The 18690-nt window shown below is 64.6% G+C and carries 10 protein-coding genes, 1 pseudogene and 2 riboswitches; of the genes and pseudogenes, 9 read left to right on the top strand and 2 right to left on the bottom strand.

From position 1 onward, the window contains the following. Positions 1–264: 264 nt before the first annotated feature. The 3 genes from glxR to pyk all read left to right on the top strand — a co-directional run bounded on the left by glxR (position 265) and on the right by pyk (position 4679). Positions 265–1176 (top strand): 2-hydroxy-3-oxopropionate reductase, encoded by a 912-nt coding sequence (gene glxR, locus R2N16_RS13345; protein WP_316666205.1) that lies wholly within the window; start codon positions 265–267, stop codon positions 1174–1176. A gap of 77 nt (positions 1177–1253) precedes the next feature. Further along, entirely contained in the window at positions 1254–2573 is a 1320-nt protein-coding gene (locus R2N16_RS13340) for a glycerate kinase type-2 family protein (RefSeq protein WP_316666204.1), read from the top strand. A gap of 627 nt (positions 2574–3200) precedes the next feature. Continuing rightward, on the top strand, positions 3201–4679 hold the full coding sequence (pyk, locus tag R2N16_RS13335) for a pyruvate kinase (protein ID WP_316666203.1): 1479 nt from the start codon (positions 3201–3203) through the stop codon (positions 4677–4679). Between the two features lie 24 nt (positions 4680–4703). Here the strand turns inward: pyk and hemN are convergent, their stop codons facing one another. Beyond that, a complete protein-coding gene (gene hemN / locus R2N16_RS13330; protein ID WP_316666331.1) occupies positions 4704–6188 on the bottom strand; it encodes an oxygen-independent coproporphyrinogen III oxidase in 1485 nt (494 codons plus the stop codon). 714 nt (positions 6189–6902) lie between these two features. Beyond that, positions 6903–9023 carry a UvrD-helicase domain-containing protein gene (locus R2N16_RS13325; RefSeq protein ID WP_316666202.1) on the bottom strand — a complete coding sequence of 707 codons (2121 nt, stop codon included), beginning with the start codon at positions 9021–9023 and terminating at the stop codon, positions 6903–6905. Between the two features lie 510 nt (positions 9024–9533). On the opposite strand from R2N16_RS13325, the pseudogene R2N16_RS25520 reads away from it, so the two are divergent. The 6 genes and pseudogenes from R2N16_RS25520 to gcvP form a co-directional block, all read left to right on the top strand. Next, positions 9534–9653, top strand: a pseudogene (locus R2N16_RS25520) (ESPR domain-containing protein); the annotation flags it as partial. Positions 9654–9668: 15 nt separating this feature from the next. Further along, positions 9669–12878 carry a YadA-like family protein gene (locus tag R2N16_RS13320; protein WP_316666201.1) on the top strand — a complete coding sequence of 1070 codons (3210 nt, stop codon included), beginning with the start codon at positions 9669–9671 and terminating at the stop codon, positions 12876–12878. A gap of 282 nt (positions 12879–13160) precedes the next feature. Further along, a complete protein-coding gene (locus R2N16_RS13315; protein WP_316666199.1) occupies positions 13161–13487 on the top strand; it encodes a hypothetical protein in 327 nt (108 codons plus the stop codon). A gap of 126 nt (positions 13488–13613) precedes the next feature. Beyond that, a riboswitch (glycine riboswitch) is annotated at positions 13614–13711 on the top strand. Between the two features lie 12 nt (positions 13712–13723). Continuing rightward, positions 13724–13851, top strand: a riboswitch (glycine riboswitch). Between the two features lie 127 nt (positions 13852–13978). Continuing rightward, the gene (gene gcvT / locus R2N16_RS13310) at positions 13979–15106 is read left to right on the top strand and encodes a glycine cleavage system aminomethyltransferase GcvT (RefSeq protein ID WP_316666198.1); all 1128 of its coding nucleotides are present in this window, start codon (positions 13979–13981) and stop codon (positions 15104–15106) included. A 47-nt stretch (positions 15107–15153) separates the two neighbouring features. Next, on the top strand, positions 15154–15534 hold the full coding sequence (gene gcvH, locus R2N16_RS13305) for a glycine cleavage system protein GcvH (protein WP_316666196.1): 381 nt from the start codon (positions 15154–15156) through the stop codon (positions 15532–15534). A 75-nt stretch (positions 15535–15609) separates the two neighbouring features. Next, a complete protein-coding gene (gene gcvP, locus R2N16_RS13300) occupies positions 15610–18549 on the top strand; it encodes an aminomethyl-transferring glycine dehydrogenase (protein ID WP_316666195.1) in 2940 nt (979 codons plus the stop codon). The last annotated feature ends 141 nt before the right edge of the window (positions 18550–18690 follow it).

The following is an 18690-nucleotide window of genomic DNA, read 5'->3' as shown; positions in this document are numbered from 1 at the left end:
TTCTGCCCTAGATGGCGCCTTGAATTTGTGTAAGCGGGCGGAAAACGGAAGGAGGCTGTTTGAGCGCAGCGAGTTTGCCTCCTTCTCCGCCCGGTTACACAAATTCAAGGAGGGTGTCGCCATCTCGGGCGCACCTTTCTTTGCTGACTTTCTTTGGCAAGACAAAGAAAGCCAGTCGGCCCCGGCAGGGGACGAAAAGCGGGATGAACCACCAAGGTTCAAACAAGCAAACCACCAACATTCAAACCAAGGAGATCCCTCACCATGGCAACCACGCTCAATCTCGGTTTCATCGGCCTCGGCATCATGGGCGCCCCCATGGCTGGCCACCTGCGCGCTGCCGGCCACACGCTGTTCGTGCACGACGTGAACCCGGCACCGGCAGCGCTGGTGGAAGCCGGCGTGACGGTCTGCACGAGCGCGGAAGAAGTCGCCAAACGTGCCGACATCATCTTCATCATGGTGCCGGACACCCCGCACGTCGAGGCTGTGCTGTTCAGCGAGAAGGGCGTGGCCAGGGCGCTGAAGGACGCAGGCAAGGACGCTGCTGCCGGCAAGATCGTCGTCGATATGAGTTCGATCTCGCCGATCGCGACGAAGGACTTTGCTGCCCGCATCAACAAGACCGGCGCGCAATACCTGGACGCTCCGGTGTCGGGTGGCGAAGTGGGTGCGAAGGCTGCATCGCTGACGATCATGGTGGGCGGTGAGCAAGTCGCATTCGATCGCGTGGCCCCGCTGTTCCAACTGATGGGCAAGAACATCACGCTGGTGGGCGGCAACGGCGATGGCCAGACCACCAAGGTGGCGAATCAGATCATCGTGGCGCTGAACATTCAGGCCGTGTCGGAAGCGCTTCTGTTTGCGTCGAAGGCAGGTGCTGACCCCGCAAAGGTGCGCCAGGCGCTGATGGGCGGCTTTGCCGCCTCGCGCATTCTCGAAGTGCACGGCGAGCGCATGGTCAAGCGTACGTTCGAGCCGGGCTTCCGCATCGAACTGCACCAGAAGGATCTGAACCTGGCACTGCAAGGCGCCAAGGTGCTGGGCGTGGCCCTGCCGAACACGGCCACCGCACAGGAGCTGTTCAACACCTGCGCCGCCAACGGCATGGGCAAGCAAGACCACTCGGCGCTGTGCCGCGCGATCGAGATCATGTCCAACCACGATATTGCCTAAATGCGCGTCTAAGTTGTGTGCACTGTCGCAGCCTTCGGGCGGCGGCAGTTCTTTTTGTTGCCTCCACGCCTTCTGCCATGCACCACGACCAGTCTGCCCAGGCCGCCTTGCGCGCTGCCTTGCCCAATCCGTCGCCGCGCGCGTTGCTGCACGGTCTGTTTGATACCGCAGTGGCTGCGGTCAGCGCGGCGCAATGCTTGCCGGCATTCCTGCCCGAACCGCCGCGTGGCCGCACGATCGTCATCGGCGCGGGCAAGGGTGCAGCGGCGATGGCCGAGGCGGTGGAGCAACACTGGAAGGGTGAGCTGTCTGGGCTGGTCGTCACGCGTTACGGGCACGGCCGTGCGCCCGGCACGAACGGTCGCATCGAAATCGTCGAGGCGTCGCACCCCGTGCCCGATGCGGCGGGCCAACGTGCAGCGCAACGCATGGTCGGCCTGCTCGACGGTTTGACGGAAGACGACCTTGTCCTCTGCCTGATCTCGGGCGGGGGCTCGGCTTTGCTGGCCGCCCCGGCCGAAGGCCTGACGCTGGGCGACAAGCAGACCGTCAACCGTGCGCTGCTCAAGAGCGGCGCGAGCATCGGCGAGATGAACTGCGTGCGCAAGCACCTGTCGTCAATCAAGGGCGGGCGCCTGGCGCTGGCGTGCGCACCGGCGCGCGTCGAGACACTGCTCATCTCCGATATTCCTGGCGATGACCCGACGCTCATCGCCAGCGGTCCGACGCTGCCCGACGCCACCACCTGCGCGGACGCGCTGGCCGTGATCAGCAAATACGGCATCGACGTGCCTGAAGCGGTGCGCCGGCATCTGGAAACCGGCGCGGGCGAAACCCCCAAGCCCGGCGATGCACGTTTCGATGGCCATCGCAGCCACGTCATCGCGACGGCCCAGCACGCGCTGGAAGCGGCGGCCGCACAGGCGCGCGCACTCGGTTATGAGGCGCACATCCTGTCGGACAGCATTGAAGGCGAGGCGCGCGATGTGGCGGAAGTGCACGCCGGCATCGTGCGGCAGATCGTGGCCCGCAATCAGCCGTTCACCAAGCCGTGCGTGATTCTGTCGGGTGGCGAGACGACGGTGACGGTGCGCGGTAACGGCCGCGGTGGCCGCAATGCCGAGTTCCTGCTCGCGCTGGGCGTGGCGTTGGAGGGTCTGCCGGGTGTGCATGCGATTGCTTGCGACACCGACGGCATCGATGGGTCGGAAGACAACGCGGGCGCGATGCTGACGCCAGATAGCCTTGTGCGTGCCGAAGCGGCTGGGTTGAGGCCCAAGCAGATGCTCGACAACAACGACGGGTATGGTTTTTTTGATGCGCTGGGCGATTTGATTGTGACTGGGCCTACGCGGACTAATGTGAATGATTTTCGGGCGATCTTGATTACCGGGTGAGTGATTTGGATGCGGGGATGGATTGATGTTTTTGGTTCATCCCTTGTTTCACCCCCTGCCGGGGGCGACTCACTTTCTTTGTCTTGCCAAAGAAAGTAAGCAAAGAAAGGCGCGCCCGAGATGGCGACCCACTCCTTGAATTTATGTCGCAGAGAGGGAGTGCAGGCAACTCGCTTCGCTCAAACAGGCCTGCACTCTTTTTCCTCTCTGCAACAGAAATTCAAGGCGCCATCTAGGGCAACAAAGTCAACGGCCAAACCATCGACCACGACTGCAGCAGGAACCAGCAACACAACGCGAAGCAATGCGAGCAACACAGCAACAAACGGAGCCAACTAGGACAGCACACAGATTGTGTGGCCGTACCCTGCCCTAGATGGCGCCTTGAATTTGTGTAAGCGGGCGGAACAAAGACGGGGAACTGTTTGAGCGCAGCGAGTTTTCCCCGTCTCCGCCCGGTTACACAAATTCAAGGAAGGGGTCGCCATCTCCGGCGCGCCTTTCTTTGCTTACTTTCTTTGGCAAGACAAAGAAAGTGAGTCGCCCCCGGCAGGGGGTGAAAGGGAGATGGACCACCAAGGTCCGCAAACGCAGCAAGCAATAGCCAGCCCACCGGAGCCATCAAAGATGCGCCGCTTCCGCAACACCAAAATCCTAGCCACCCTCGGCCCCGCCAGCAGCGACAAAGACACCATCCGCGCGCTCTTCGACGCGGGCGCGGACGTCTTCCGCCTGAACTTCAGCCATGGTTCGCACGAAGACCACCGCAAGCGCTACGACACCGTACGCGCGGTGGAGGCTGAGACCGGCCGCCCCATCGGCATCCTCGCTGACATGCAAGGCCCGAAGCTGCGCATCGGTACGTTCGCCGAAGGCCGCGTCGTGCTCAAGAACGGTGATCGCTTTGTGCTCGACCGCGATCCGACGCCAGGCGATGTCACGCGTGTGCATCTGCCGCATCCGGAGCTGTACGCGGCTGCCGCGCCGGGGCAATCGCTGTTGCTCGATGACGGCAAGATCCGCCTGGCTGTGGAAGCCGCCGACCCGACGGCCATCATCACGCGCGTGGTCGATGGCGGCCCGCTGTCGGACCGCAAGGGCGTGAACGTGCCCGACGCCGTGATCCCCATCCCCGCGCTCACCGAGAAAGACCTGCGCGATCTGGACTTCGCGCTCTCGCTGGGGGTGGACTGGATTGCGTTGTCGTTCGTGCAGCGCGCCGAAGACGTGATCGCCGCGCGCGAGATCATCGGCGACCGCGCCGGCCTGCTCTCCAAGATCGAGAAGCCCGCCGCGCTGCTGCATCTGGAAGACATCGTGCAGGCCTCCGATGCGCTGATGGTGGCGCGTGGCGACCTGGGCGTGGAACTGCCGCCCGAGCGCGTGCCCGGCGTGCAGAAGCGCATCCTGCGCATGGCGCGCCAGCACGGCAAGCCGGTGGTTGTGGCCACGCAGATGCTGGAATCGATGATCGAAGCGCCGGTGCCGACGCGCGCCGAAGCCTCCGACGTTGCCAGCGCCGTGTATGACGGTACCGATGCCGTGATGCTGTCGGCCGAATCGGCCAGCGGCAAGCACCCGGTGGCGGCGGTCAGCATCATGAACCGCATCATTGCCGAGACCGAGCGCGATCCGCTGTACCGCAACCTGATCGATGCGCAGCACCAGGCCCCCCTGCCCACGCGCCAGGATGCCATCTGCGCGGCCCTGCGCGACGTCACGCACATCCTGGGCGCGGTGGCCACCGTCACCTACACGTCCAGCGGCAAGACCAGCCTGCGCGCCGCACGCGAGCGGCCGCTTGCGCCCATCGTGAGCATCACGCCGCGGCTGGACACCGCGCGCCGGCTGGCGATTGCCTGGGGTGTGCACAGCACCGTCAGCCCAGACGTGAACAACGTCGATGAAATGGTGGATGCAGCCTGCCGTGCCGCCGCGCGCGAAGGTTTTGCCGTGTCTGGCGACCAGATCGCCATCACGGCGGGCATGCCGTTCGGTCAGGCCGGTTCGACCAACCTGCTGCGCCTGGCGGAGATCTGGCCGCAGACGCTGGTCACCGCACAAACCGAAACCACTGCACTGCAGCCCGAGCCGGCAACGGTCTAACGTGCCTTCGGGCCAGTCGGTCGATCAGACCACCTTGGAGTAGCGCGGGACGAAGGTGACGGGCTTGCCCTCGGCTTCTACCGCGCGCTCCGTGCCTGCCTCGCGCAGGTGCGCATCGAACACCATGGCGATGCGCCGCACCAGCAGCCGCCCTTGCGGCGTGATGACGATGCGTTCGTCGCCGACTTTCAGCAGGCCGGCGTCTTCCAGCGGCGCCAGCGCGGCAAGCTCGTCCGCAAAGCTGCGCTTGAAGTCCAGCCCGTGGCGTGCGCCGAATGCGCGCATGTCCAATTCAAACCCGCACATCAGCTCGCCGATCAACGCCCGGCGCACGTGGTCGTCGGGCGTGAGCGACATGCCGCGCAGCACGGCCAGCTCCCCTGCGTCGACGCGCGCGTAGTACGCGTCGAGGTCCTTTTCGTTCTGCGCATACACATCGCCCACGCGGCTGATGGCGGACACACCAAATGCCAGCATGTCGCAATCGGCGTAGGTGGAATAGCCCTGGAAATTGCGCTGCAGCCGGCCTTCACGCTGCGCGATGGCGAGTGCATCGTCGGGCCGCGCAAAGTGGTCCATACCGATGTAGACATAGCCCTCGGCGACAAGGCGCTCCACCGTCATGGCGAGCAAGTCGAGCTTTTCGTCAGCGGTGGGGAGCGCGAGCATGTCGATCCGGCGCTGCGCCTTGAACAGGTGCGGCAGGTGCGCATAGCTGTAGACGGACAGCCGATCGGGCGCCATCTCCAGCACGCGGTCGAGCGTGGCATTGAAGGTGTCCGTGCGCTGATGCGGCAGGCCGTAGATCAGGTCGAAGCTGATCGACTCGAAGCCAAGCCGGCGCGCGGTGTCGACCACGCGGCGCGTCTCTTCCACACTTTGGATGCGGTGGACGGCGCGCTGGACGTCGGGGTCAAAGTCTTGAATGCCAAGGCTTGCGCGGTTGAAGCCGATGTCGGCCAGGACTTCAAGCGTGGCGTCGTCGGCATGGCGCGGATCGAGTTCGACGGAGATCTCGGCATCGCTGGCCAGATCGAAATGCTCCCGCGTGGCGGCCATCACGGCGCGCATCTCGTCGTGCGCAAGGAACGTGGGCGTGCCACCGCCCCAATGCAACTGCGTCACGCGGCGCAGAGGGCCAATCTGGTTGGCCACCATCGCCATCTCGCGCGCAAGGGTTTCAACGTAGCGTGCGCTGCGCGAGCGATCCTTTGTGATGACCTTGTTGCACCCGCAGTAATAGCAAAGGTTCGCGCAGAACGGCAGGTGCATGTACAGCGACAGCGGCGCATGCAGCGCCGGCGCGATCGCGGCGCGGCGGTGCAAGGCGTCGAGATAGTGGGTGTTGCCGAACCCGTTGTGAAAGCGGTCGGCCGTCGGATACGAGGTGTAGCGCGGGCCGTGCGTATCAAAGCGCTGTGCGAGCGCGCGCACCTGCGGCGCCGACCAGCGGAAGGCGGTGTCATTTGCGGCAGACGGAGCGTCGGCCCGTTTGGCGAACGGAAACATGGGGCGATTGTTGTGGGGGCGATGGTTCATCCTAAAACTGCGGTGCCGGCGTCGCGTTGATGTGTGTCAACGTCGGTCGATGCCTGGACCAAAGCGTTGCTAGCTGCACGCGGGCTGGCACAACGGCACAACAGTGCAGGTCTTCGACGGGTCTTTTCGGGGTTTTGGGTTGTTGGTGCATCCCTTGTTTCATCCCCTGCCGGGGCTGACTCACTTTCTTTGGTCTTGCCCAAAGAAAGTAAGCAAAGAAAGGCGCGCCCGAGATGGCGAAAGATTCCTTGAATTTCCATAACCGGGCGGAGACGGGAAAAACTCGCTGCGCTCAAACAGTTTCCCGTCTTGTTTCCGCCCGCTTACGGAAATTCAAGGCGCCATCTAGGGCAGGAAAGTCAAAGGACAAAAACCAAACCCGAACCCTCGGGGCGCCCGCCCAAACGACAAGGCCAACCGCGCGATGGGTTGGCCTTTTTCTTTTGACGTTGAGCCCTAGATGGCGCCTTGGATTTTTGTTGCGGGGAGGATAAAGAGGGGAGGCTGTCTGAGCGCAGCGAGTTTGCCTCCCCTCCCTCCCCGCGACACAAATCCAAGGGGAAGTCGCCATCTCGGGCGCGCCTTTCTTTTGCTTACTTTTCTTTGGCAAGACAAAGAAAAGTAAGTCGGTCCCGGCAGGGAACGAAAAGGAGATGGACCACCAAGGCAAAACCAAAAACCCAATCACGAAGCCACTGGTTTCTTAGCCGCCAACAACCCCTTCAACGCCCCCAACCGATCCTTCGGCGACATCGCCGGCATCGTGTCCTCCGGCGTCGGGCCGGCATCCTCCCCGAGCTTCATCTCCGCGATATAGCGCGACGGCTCACACACCACCGTCTCCCGCGCACGCTTGCGCTTCTTGCACCAACTGATATGCAAGCTGCGCTGCGCCCGCGTGATCCCCACATACATCAGACGCCGCTCTTCTTCGATCTTCTCGTCGGTCAGATCGTCATCTTCACGGCAATGCGGCAGGATGCCCTCTTCCACGCCCACCAGAAACACGTGCGGATACTCCAGCCCCTTGCTCGCATGCAGCGTGGACAGGCGCACCGCATCCGGGTCTTCTTCCTTGCCTTCGAGCATGCTGATCAGCGCGATGGTCTGCGTCAGCTCCAGCAGGTTCTTGCCGGTGTCCGCCAGGCCATCGGCATTGTCGAAGCCGGTGGCCTCTTCGCCGTCTTCTTTTTCGGGCTTGGTGCCCTTGCGCTTGAGCCAGTCGAGGAACTCCAGCACGTTGGTCCATTTGTTCTGGGCCTGGCGCTCGTCGTAGGTGTCGTACAGGTAGGCCTCGTAGTGGATGCCCTCCATCATCTCGTCGAGCAGCGTGGCGGCGGGCTCCTTGGCGGCGCGGTCTGAAAGCCTCACGATGAATTCGCAGAACACCCGCAGCGGCTCCAGCTGACGCGGCGCGAGTTGCGCTTCGATGCCGCCCATCATCGCCGCCTCGAACAGCGACACCTTGGCCTGCCCCGCGAACGAACCCAGCACTTCCAGCGTCGCGTTGCCCACGCCGCGCTTGGGCGTGGTGATGGCGCGAATGAACGCAGGGTCGTCATCCGCATTGGCAATCAGCCGCAGATAGGCGCACAGGTCCTTGATCTCGGCCTTGTCGAAAAAGCTCTGCCCGCCCGAGAGCACATACGGAATGCGCTCGCGGCGCAGGATCTGCTCAAACAGGCGCGCCTGGAAGTTGCCCCGATACAGGATCGCGTAATCCCGAAACTGTGCGCGACGCTCGAACTTGTGGGCGGAAAGCTTGAAGACCACGCTCTCGGCTTCGTGCTCTTCGTCATTTGCGCTCGTCACGTTGATGGCGTCGCCCATGCCGTGTTCGCTCCACAGCGTCTTCTCGAACAGCTTCGGGTTCTGCGCGATGACCGCGTTGGCAGCGTTCAGGATGCGCACCGTGGAGCGGTAGTTCTGCTCCAGCTTGATGACCTTCAGGTTCGGAAAATCCGTTTGCAGCAGCTTGAGGTTGTCGAGCGTGGCACCGCGCCAGCCGTAGATGGCTTGGTCATCGTCGCCCACCGCCGTGAAGGCCGGCGCACGCAGGTGCGAGCCGCCCGCCAGCAGCTTCAGCAGCTGGTACTGGCAGGCGTTGGTGTCCTGGTATTCATCGACGAGGAAGTAGCGCAGGCGGTTCTGCCACTTCAGGCGCACCTCTTCATTGCGAGCGAACAGCTCGGCGGGAATACGGATCAGATCGTCAAAGTCCACCGCCTGATACGCGTGCAGCGTCGCGACGTAATTGCGGTAGACCAGCGCGGCCTGGTGGTCATCAACGTTGTTGTTGGCGAGCGCCTCGGCAATCGCGGTGTCCGGGTCGACGAGGCCGTTCTTCCACAGCGAGATCGTGCTCTGCACGCGGCGGATCAACTGCTTGTCGGTGGTCGCCAGTTGCTCTTGGATCATCCCGAAGCAATCGTCCGAATCCATGATCGAGAAGCGTGGCTTCAGGCCGACGTGCTCGGCTTCGGCCCGCAGAATCTGCACCCCCAGCGAGTGGAACGTGCACACCGTCAACTGCTTGATGGGGATGCGCTTGCCGTCTTCGCGTGTCTTGCCGTCCATCAGCTTGGCGACGCGCTCCTGCATTTCCTTGGCCGCCTTGTTGGTGAAGGTCACCGCAGCGATGTGCTTCGGCTCGAACCCCTTGTCCAGGATCAGGTGCGCGATCTTCTGCGTGATCACCCGCGTCTTGCCGGAGCCGGCCCCGGCCAGCACCAGACACGGGCCGTCGAGGTAATGCACACCTTCAGATTGGGCAGCGTTGAGCCCGTGGGCGAGACCGGAAGACATGGGGGAGCGGCGGAAGAAAAAAGCAGGCGGGAACGTACAGCGGAGGGCGATGGTAGCACGCGCGGGCGCCCTCCCCGGGGGCCCGGCCCCGCGAGGGCGTGCCATCGGCCGATGGTTGCGGGCGCGCTGGCCACAGGGAGCGGAATAGGAGTTTTCTGATTCATTCGTACAAGCGGCATCCCCAGAATCAAGCCATACGAAGACGTAACTTGTTGTGTCGACGGACTCCCCGTTCTTCGTGCAGGCGCCCGCCACGGCCGGGGGCTTCCCGGGCGCACCCGACGCGCCCGCTTCCCTTCTTCCTGCCTGTATTCGTGGGCGCACCGAGCCGTCTGGACGGCTTTATTCCATCCACCGCCTTTCGGAGTTTTCTCATTTTGCAGCGCACAACGAGAAATTACTCTTTTAACGAAACGCATCAGAAACCATTTTCCGTTACCACCAAACGGCCGGGCCGCCGACACATCGTTTAAATCGGCGCCGAATTCAAGATCATTTGAGGGTTGTTAAATGAACAAGACTTATCGCGTTATTCGGAATAAATCCACGGGACTGTGGATGGTGGCGTCGGAGATCGCTTGCGGTCGAGGAAAAGGGCGTACAGCCTCGATGCTGTTGGCCGCCTCGCTTCTTGGTGGCGGGTTTATGTCCGCTCCAAGCGTCCACGCCCAAACTGCGAATGGCGGCCTGCAACTGTGTGACGCGACCACACCTGCCAACTCGACAGGCTATGGCTCGAATGGCTCGGGGAAGCTCAGCTGCACTTCAACCTCCGCCTCATTCAGCCTCAACAACTACGGGGATACCAACGGGCTCGCCGGCTTTTCCGCCTCTACCGCCCGGGTAACCGGCTATCGAACTGGGCTGCTCGAACTGAAGGGTGACGCCGGTATTTCTCTGCTGGGCGCCGCCACGTTTAACTCCAATGCCTCGTTTTCCGGTCAGCAAATCAAGAATCTGGGCGTAGGTACAGCAGACACCGACGCCGTGAACGTCTCGCAGTTGAAGGGTGTGTTCACTGCATTGGGCGGCGGCGCCCAACTCAATGCCGACGGCACGATCACGGCGCCAAGCTACGCACTCGACAGCAACAAGACGACGGTCAACACCGTCGGCGCGGCGCTGACCAACCTCGACACGCGCGTCACGGCCAACAAGACGGCAACCGACGCCAACACCACCCACATCACCAACCTGACCGACGGCACGGCCGGCTTGGTGCAAAAGGACGCCTCCAACAACCTGACCATCGGCAAGGACATCGCTGGCACCAGCGTCAGCGTGGCGGGCACGGCCGGCGCGCGCACCCTCTCCGGCGTGAAGGACGGCACCCTGAGCAACACCAGCACCGAAGCCGTCACGGGCAAGCAACTGTTCACCACCAACAACCGCGTCGACCAGCTCGCCAGCGGTTCGCTCGGTATCGTGCAGCAGAACGCCAGCACCCGGACCGTCACCATCGGCAAGGATGCCGACGGCGCGGACATCTCCTTCGCCAACAAGGACGGCAACAACCGCCGCCTGGTGAATGTCGCCAACGGCCAGCAGACCACTGACGCGGTCAACCTGGGCCAGCTGAACACCGTCAAACAAACGGTCGTCGATAACGCCCAAGCATCCGCCGACGCCCTGGGCGGCGACGCGGCGGTGGACGCCACCGGCAAGCTGACCGGCCCGACCTACACGCTGGACAACGGCAAGACGTTCACCAGCGTGGGCACGGCATTGAACAACCTCGACGCGCGCACCACGACCAACACGACCGACATTGCCGGCCTGAAGGACGGCACGGTGGGCCCGGTCAGGCAGGATGCCGACACCAAGGCCATCAGCGTGGCCGGCAGCACGGGCGGCACCAGCATCAACGTGGCCGGCACGGATGGCGATCGCACGATCTCGGGCGTGAAGGCTGGCGCGGCGGATACCGATGCGGCCAACGTCGGCCAAATGAACACCGCCGTCAACGCGGTGCAAACCAACGTCAACAACCTCTCGACGACCGTCAGCGGCATCGACACGCGGGTGACACAGAACACGTCCGACATCGCCCAGGCCAAGACGGACATCGGTACGACTAACACCAACGTCACCAACCTGACCAACACCGTCAGCAGCATCGACACACGTGTCACGCAAAACACCAACGACATCAGTACGCTGTCGGGCCAAATCAACTCCGGCTCGGTGGGTCTGGTCAAGCAGGATGCCGACACCAAGGCCATCAGCGTGGCCGGCAGCACGGGCGGCACCAGCATCAATGTGGCCGGCACGGATGGCGATCGCACGATCTCGGGGGTGAAGGCTGGCGCGGCGGATACCGATGCGGCCAACGTCGGCCAGGTCAAGGCGGTGCAGACTGACGTCAACACGCTGAGCGCCATCGCCAGCGCCAATGCCACCGCCACGGTCAATGCCCTGGGTGGCGGCGCCACCGTGGGCAGCGACGGCAAGATCACCGCGCCCACCTACACGCTCAACAACGGCGCGACCACCGTCAACAGCGTGGGCGACGCGCTGGGCAACCTCGACACCCGCACCGTCGCCAACGCGAACAGCATCAGCAATCTGACCGGTCAGATGAACTCCGGCTCGGTGGGCCTGGTGCAAAAGGATGCGGAAACGGGCGACCTGACCATCGACGGGGACGGCGCCGGCACGCAGATCAGCCTGGGCGGCAAGGATGCCTCCGGCAACGCTATCACCCGCAAGCTGACCAACGTGACGGCTGGCACGGCCGACACGGACGCGGCCAACGTTGGCCAGCTCAAGAGCGTGGACAACAAGGTGGCGGCACTGCAATCCAGCGCCGTTCAGTACGACGACGCCTCCAAGGGCACGCTGACGCTGAACAAGGGCGGCAGCGCCACGCAGATCAAGAACGTGGCCGACGGCACGGACGACACCGACGCCGTCAATCTGCGCCAACTGATGAAGGCCGGCATGGTCAACCCCGATGGCACGGTGGCCAGCGTGGTGACCTACGACGACGCCTCGAAGGAATCCGCCACGCTGGGCGGCGCAAACGGCACCAAGCTGACCAATCTGACGGACGGCAGCATCGCCGACGGCAGCAAGGACGCCGTGACGGGCAGCCAGCTCAACGCCAGCTACCAGCGCGTGGCAGGCGCGCTGGGCGGTGGCGCCAGCCTCACCAATGGCGTATGGACCGCACCGTCGTACCACTTCATCGGAGGCCAGCAGTACAACAACGTGGGCGACGCACTGGCCAACCTCGACACCCGCGTGAACACCCTGGAGCAAGGCGACCAGAGCGCGAACATGCTCGACGGCAACGGAAACGACACCGATACGAAGACCGAAGCCGCCGCCACGGGCAGCAACTCGGTGGCCAGCGGCACCAATAGCACGGCGGTGGGCGCGAACGCGCAGGCCAACGCCACGAACAGCGTGTCGCTGGGCAACAACTCGGTGGCCGATCGTGACAACACGGTGTCGGTCGGCTCGCAGGGCAGCGAGCGCCAGATCACCAACGTCATGGCTGGCGTGCAGGACACCGACGCGGTCAACGTCAAGCAGATGAACGACAAGGTCGCGGGCGTGCAGGGGCAGATCGACACCCTGCAAAGCCAGGTCAACCAGCGCTTCGACCAGATGGACAGCCGCATGAACCGCCTGGGTGCCATGAACGCCGCCATGTCGACCATGGTGGCCAGCGTGGCCGGCCTGCAGACTGAGAACCGTATGGCCATCGGCACCGGGCTGTATCGCGGCCAGACCGCGCTGGCCATCGGTTACCAGCGCAAGATCGGCTCGCGCGCAAACGTGACGATTGGCGGCTCCACTGCCGGCGGCACGGAATACAACGTGGGTGTGGCAGCGGGCTACGGTTGGTAAGCGGCTAGTTCCTCGCGTTGCCTTGAGGGCGCATGGGCTTGGTTGGCCGAGGCCCCCTTCTTGTTTGTGGTCGATACAGCACCTGGATCTCGTGTCCTGTGCCACTGCGCGTGGCACGCCAGACTCGTTGCGTCACGCGCACTCGTTTGCGCCCCTCGCTTTACCCCGGGCCGTTACACCGCTTACGCGCCGTTACACGACCGCCGTAAGCGACCATGCGCGGCAGGCCGTTATGGACAGGACAGCGGCTGAATCGGTCGGCCGCCCACCGGAGAACGCACCATGAACCGCATCGTCAAAGCCCTGGCCATCAGCGCCGTCGCCCTGTCTGCTACCACCGGCGCCTTTGCCCAGACGCAATGGCAGAAGGACCACCCGCGCCGCGCCGAGGTCAACCACCGCCTCGCCAACCAGAACAAGCGCATCCACAATGAAGTGAAGGAAGGCGAGATCACCAAGGGCCAGGCCCGCCAGCTGCACAAGGAAGACCGTCAGATTCGCCAGGAAGAGCGCGACATGGCTTCACAAAACGGTGGGCACATCACCAAGCAGGAACAGCGCACACTGAACCAGCAGGAAAACCAGGTGAGCCGCCAGATCGGCAAGTAAGCACCGGCTTTCCGGCAACCCGCGCATCGGCCACACCGGCATGAGGTGTGGCCGTCGTCTTTTGCGCCCGGCGGGGCGCACCGGCCGGCCCCAATTGACAATCCAGCCCCCCTTCCGTAAATTCCGCCCATCCATCCGGGAGAGCGTGCCCGCCGTACACGGCCAGGCACCGCCGAAGGGGTAGCACCCGAAAACTCTCAGGCATCCAGGACCGGGCGGATCGGCGGACATGCGTCCGACCGCACTCTGGAGAGCTGGCGCCGCACGACCACTGCGGGCGCCCACCGAAGGGGCTCACGAACGGCGCGCACCGCTATGCGCCCCGCTTCGCAATCTCTCAGGTACCAAGGACAGAGGGGCCATCTGCGCAGCTGATGATCTTCATGGCGTCACCATGAGGGATCAGGCTGCGCGGGTGGCCTTTTTGCTTTTCTGGTCCCCGTTCAATGCGCTGCGCCTGGCCACGGCGGCGCCATCAGCCGAGAGATTCCATGACGCTCCAACACACGCCGCTCAATGCCATCCACCGCTCGCTGGGCGCCCGCATGGTCGACTTTGGCGGCTGGGACATGCCCGTCAACTACGGCTCCCAGATCGAAGAACACCATGCCGTGCGGCAAGACGCCGGCGTCTTCGACGTCTCGCACATGTGCGTGGTGGACCTCACCGGTGCACGCGTGCGCGACTTCCTGCGCGGGCTGATCGCCAACAACGTCGACAAGCTGCAGACGCCGGGCAAGGCGCTCTACACCTGCATGCTCAACCCCAAGGGCGGCGTGATCGACGACCTGATCGTCTATTTCTTCCGCGAAGACTGGTTCCGCCTGGTGGTCAACGCCGGCACCGCACCGACGGACCTGGAATGGATCGTCGCGCAGAACGCAGCCGCCGGCACCGACGTGACCATCACGCCGCGCCGCTCAGACAACAACGCGGGCGCCGAGCCGCTGGGCATCCTGGCCGTGCAAGGCCCGAACGCGCGCGCCAAGACCTACGCCGCACTGCCCGGCACGCAGGCTGTGGGCGAGGCGCTCAAGCCGTTCAACGCCGGCTTCGTCGCCGTGGAAAACGTGGGCGAGATCATGGTGGCCCGTACCGGCTATACCGGTGAAGACGGCTTCGAGCTGGTCGTGCCGGCCGCGCAGATTGCCGGTGTGTGGGAGCGCCTGCTGCACGCCGGCGTGCGCCCGGCGGGCCTCGGCGCGCGTGACACGCTGCGCCTGGAAGCCGGCATGAACCTCTACGGCCAGGACATGGACGAACACGTTTCGCCGCTGGATGCCGGGCTCGCCTGGACCGTCGACCTGCAAAGCGAACGCGACTTCACCGGCAAGGCCGCGCTGCAAGCCGGCGGCCAGCGCGACCAGTTCGTCGGCCTGATCCTGCGCGACAAGGGCGGCGTGCTGCGCGCCCACCAGAAGGTCATCACTGCCGCCGGTGACGGCGAGATCACCAGCGGCACCTTCAGCCCAAGCCTGTCGCTCTCCATTGCCCTTGCGCGCCTGCCCAAGGACGTGGCCATCGGCACTGACGTACAGGTCGAAATTCGCGACCGCAAGTTGACCGCGACTGTGGTTAAACTGCCGTTCGTGCGCAATGGCAAGGCGCTGGTCAGCTGAACCCCGATTCTGCATCCCCCAATACCAATCTTCCGGAGAAACCTTTCATGAGCAACGTCCCCGCCGATCTGAAGTACACCGAACACGACGAGTGGATCCGCGTTGAAGCCGACGGCACGCTGACCATCGGCATTACCGACTTCGCACAGGAGCAGCTCGGCGACATCGTCTTCCTGGAGCTGCCGGAAGCCGGCCGCGCCGTCGCCAAGGACGAAGCGATTGCAGTGGTGGAATCGGTCAAAGCCGCTTCCGATATCTTCGCCCCGGTGGCTGGCGAGATTGTCGCCAACAACGCCGATGCCGCCGGCGCACCGGAATCCGTGAACGAAGGCGCCTACGAGGCTTGGCTGTTCAAGATCAAGCCGACCAACGCCGACGACGTGAACGCCCTGATGTCGGCCGCTGATTACGAAGCCAAGATCGGCTAAGCCGGTCCTCCGGCCGATGCGCGTGCCCTGACCTGCGCCGCGCATCGGCTTTTGCCTGAATTTCGAGCCCTTGCCATGAACGCTCCGCACCCCGCTTCCTCGGCGCTTGCCGCCGAACGCCCCACCCTGGCTGACCTGGAGGCGCGCGACGCCTTCGCGCACCGCCACATCGGTCCATCGGCCGACGAGCAGGCCCAGATGCTGGCCGCGCTCGGCTACGCCAGCCGCGCCGCGCTGATCGACGCCGTGATCCCGCCGGCCATCCGCCGCCAGGACGGCATGCCGCTGGGCGAATTCACGCAGCCTCTGACCGAAGAAGCGGCGCTCGCCAAGCTGCGCGGCATCGCGGGGCAGAACCGCGTGGCCAAGAGCCTGATCGGCCAGGGCTACTACGGCACGCACACGCCGGGCGTCATCCTGCGCAACATCCTCGAAAATCCCGCCTGGTACACGGCTTACACGCCGTATCAGCCGGAGATCTCGCAGGGCCGCCTGGAAGCGATGCTGAATTTCCAGCAGATGGTGATCGACCTGACGGCAATGGACATCGCCAATGCATCGATGCTGGATGAAGCGACCGCCGCCGCTGAAGCGATGACGCTGCTGCAGCGCATTGGCAAGTCGAAGTCGACCGTGTTTTTCGTGGCGGACGACGTGCTGCCGCAAACGCTGGAAGTCGTGCGCACGCGCGCTGAGCCGATCGGCGTGCAAGTGGTGACGGGGCCGGCGGCCGACGCTGCCAAGCACGACGCGTTCGGTGTGCTGCTGCAATACCCGGGCGCCAACGGTGCACTGCTGGGTGATCTGTCGACGTACCAGGCGCTGACCGACGCCGTGCACGCTGCCGGCGGTCTGGTCGTTGCGGCGGCTGACCTGCTGGCGCTCACGCTGCTGGCCGCGCCGGGCGAATGGGGTGCCGACGTCGTGATCGGCAACACGCAGCGCTTTGGCGTGCCTTTCGGTTTCGGCGGCCCGCACGCCGGCTACATGGCCGTGCGCGATGCGTTCAAGCGTTCCATGCCGGGCCGCCTCGTCGGCGTGACGGTCGATGCGCAGGGCAACCCCGCCTACCGCCTCGCGCTGCAAACGCGCGAGCAGCACATCCGCCGCGAGAAGGCCACCTCGAACATCTGTACCGCGCAGGTGCTGCTGGGCGTGATGGCGTCGATGTACGCCGTCTACCACGGCCCGCAAGGCCTCAAGCGCATCGCCCAGCGCGTACACCGCCTGACCGCCACGCTGGCCGCCGGCCTGCGCGCGATCGGCTACACGTTGGAAGCCGACGCCTTCTTCGACACGCTCACGGTCGCCACCGGCCCGCGCACCGCCAACCTGCACATCGCTGCGCAGGCGCACGGCATCAACCTGCGCCAGATCGACGAGACTCGCCTGGGCATCTCGCTGGACGAGACGGTCACGCGCGCGGATGTCGTTGCGCTGTGGGAAGTCTTCGCGCACGCCGCCCACGCTGCCGCACCGGACTTCGACAAGACCGAAGCGGGCGTTGCCGACGCGTATCCGGCCTCGCTCGTGCGCCAGAGCGCGTACCTGACGCACCCGGTGTTCAACGCGCACCACTCCGAGCACGAAATGCTGCGCTACCTGCGCAGCCTCGCCGACAAGGACCTCGCGCTGGACCGCACGATGATCCCGCTGGGCTCGTGCACGATGAAGCTCAACGCCACCGCCGAAATGCTGCCGGTGACGTGGCCCGAGTTCGCGAACATCCACCCGTTCGCCCCCGCCGACCAGACCGTCGGCTACCGCGAAATGATCGACCAGCTCGAACAGATGCTGTGCGCAGCCACCGGCTACGCCGCCATCAGCCTGCAGCCGAACGCCGGCTCGCAAGGTGAATACGCCGGCCTGCTGATCATCCACGCGTACCACGCCAGCCGTGGCGAAGCGCACCGCAACGTGTGCCTGATCCCATCGTCGGCGCACGGTACGAACCCCGCGTCGGCACAGATGGCCGGCATGCAGGTCGTCGTCGTGGCCTGCGATGAGCGTGGCAACGTGGATCTGGCCGACCTGGAAAAGAAGGCCGCCGAGCACAGCAAGAACCTCGCGGCCATCATGATCACCTACCCGTCCACGCATGGCGTGTTCGAGGAAGGCGTCAAGCGTGTCTGCGAAATCGTGCATAGCCACGGCGGCCAGGTGTACGTGGATGGCGCGAACATGAACGCCATGGTCGGCACCGCCGCGCCGGGCCACTTCGGCGGCGACGTCTCGCACCTGAACCTGCACAAGACGTTCTGCATCCCGCACGGCGGCGGTGGCCCGGGCGTCGGTCCGGTGGCCGTGGGTGCGCACCTCGCACCGTTCCTGCCCGGCCGCGCGGCTTCGGGTGAAGATGCCAGCCAGAACATCGGCAACGTCTCCGCAGCGGCGTTCGGCTCGGCGTCGATCCTGCCGATTTCGTGGATGTACATCGCCATGATGGGCGCGGCCGGCCTGACCGCCGCCACCGAGACGGCCATCCTGTCGGCCAACTACGTGGCCAAGCGGCTTGCGCCGTACTACCCGGTGCTGTACACGGGCGCGCACGACCTCGTGGCACACGAGTGCATTCTCGACATCCGTCCGCTGCAGAAGGAATCGGGCATCAGCAACGAAGACATCGCCAAGCGCCTGATGGACTTCGGCTTCCACGCACCGACGATGAGCTTCCCGGTGCCGGGCACGCTGATGATCGAGCCGACCGAGAGCGAGCCGAAGGTTGAACTCGACCGCTTCATCGACGCGATGATCGCCATCCGCGCAGAAGTCGACAAGGTGATCTCGGGCGAATTCGACCGCGAGGACAACCCGCTCAAGCACGCCCCGCACACCGCTGCTGTGGTGATGGCCGATGACTGGTCGCACAAGTACACGCGTGAGCAGGCCGCCTACCCCGTCGCATCGCTGCGCGCGCGCAAGTACTGGCCTCCGGTTGGCCGCGCCGACAATGTCTACGGCGACCGCAACCTGTTCTGCGCCTGCGTGCCGATGAGCGAGTACGCGCAGGACTAAAACCGGCGACCCAAGCGCGATTGCCGTCGCGCTGCACCTCAGGCGGCCGCCTCGCACCACGGGGCGGCCGTTTGCATCTGAACACCCCGTGCGCGGGCGGCCACAAGCCGACCCGCCTCCTTTTGCAAAACGCCCCCGGAG

It is taken from the genome of Ralstonia psammae, from assembly GCF_958405935.1.
GTDB lineage: Bacteria > Pseudomonadota > Gammaproteobacteria > Burkholderiales > Burkholderiaceae > Ralstonia > Ralstonia psammae.
Note: the sequence above shows the minus strand (reverse complement) of the source record. Positions and strands in the feature narration are given on the sequence as shown.

Excerpts from the sequence above, each read along its gene's own strand:
- glxR (WP_316666205.1), top strand. The coding sequence starts at position 265 with ATGGCAACCACGCTCAATCTCGGTTTCATCGGCCTCGGCATCATGGGC.
- gcvP (WP_316666195.1), top strand. The coding sequence starts at position 15,610 with ATGAACGCTCCGCACCCCGCTTCCTCGGCGCTTGCCGCCGAACGCCCC.
- R2N16_RS13315 (WP_316666199.1), top strand. The coding sequence starts at position 13,161 with ATGAACCGCATCGTCAAAGCCCTGGCCATCAGCGCCGTCGCCCTGTCT.
- R2N16_RS13320 (WP_316666201.1), top strand. The coding sequence starts at position 9,669 with ATGTCCGCTCCAAGCGTCCACGCCCAAACTGCGAATGGCGGCCTGCAA.
- pyk (WP_316666203.1), top strand. The coding sequence starts at position 3,201 with ATGCGCCGCTTCCGCAACACCAAAATCCTAGCCACCCTCGGCCCCGCC.
- R2N16_RS13340 (WP_316666204.1), top strand. The coding sequence starts at position 1,254 with ATGCACCACGACCAGTCTGCCCAGGCCGCCTTGCGCGCTGCCTTGCCC.
- R2N16_RS13325 (WP_316666202.1), bottom strand. The coding sequence starts at position 9,023 with ATGTCTTCCGGTCTCGCCCACGGGCTCAACGCTGCCCAATCTGAAGGT.
- gcvT (WP_316666198.1), top strand. The coding sequence starts at position 13,979 with ATGACGCTCCAACACACGCCGCTCAATGCCATCCACCGCTCGCTGGGC.
- hemN (WP_316666331.1), bottom strand. The coding sequence starts at position 6,188 with ATGTTTCCGTTCGCCAAACGGGCCGACGCTCCGTCTGCCGCAAATGAC.
- gcvH (WP_316666196.1), top strand. The coding sequence starts at position 15,154 with ATGAGCAACGTCCCCGCCGATCTGAAGTACACCGAACACGACGAGTGG.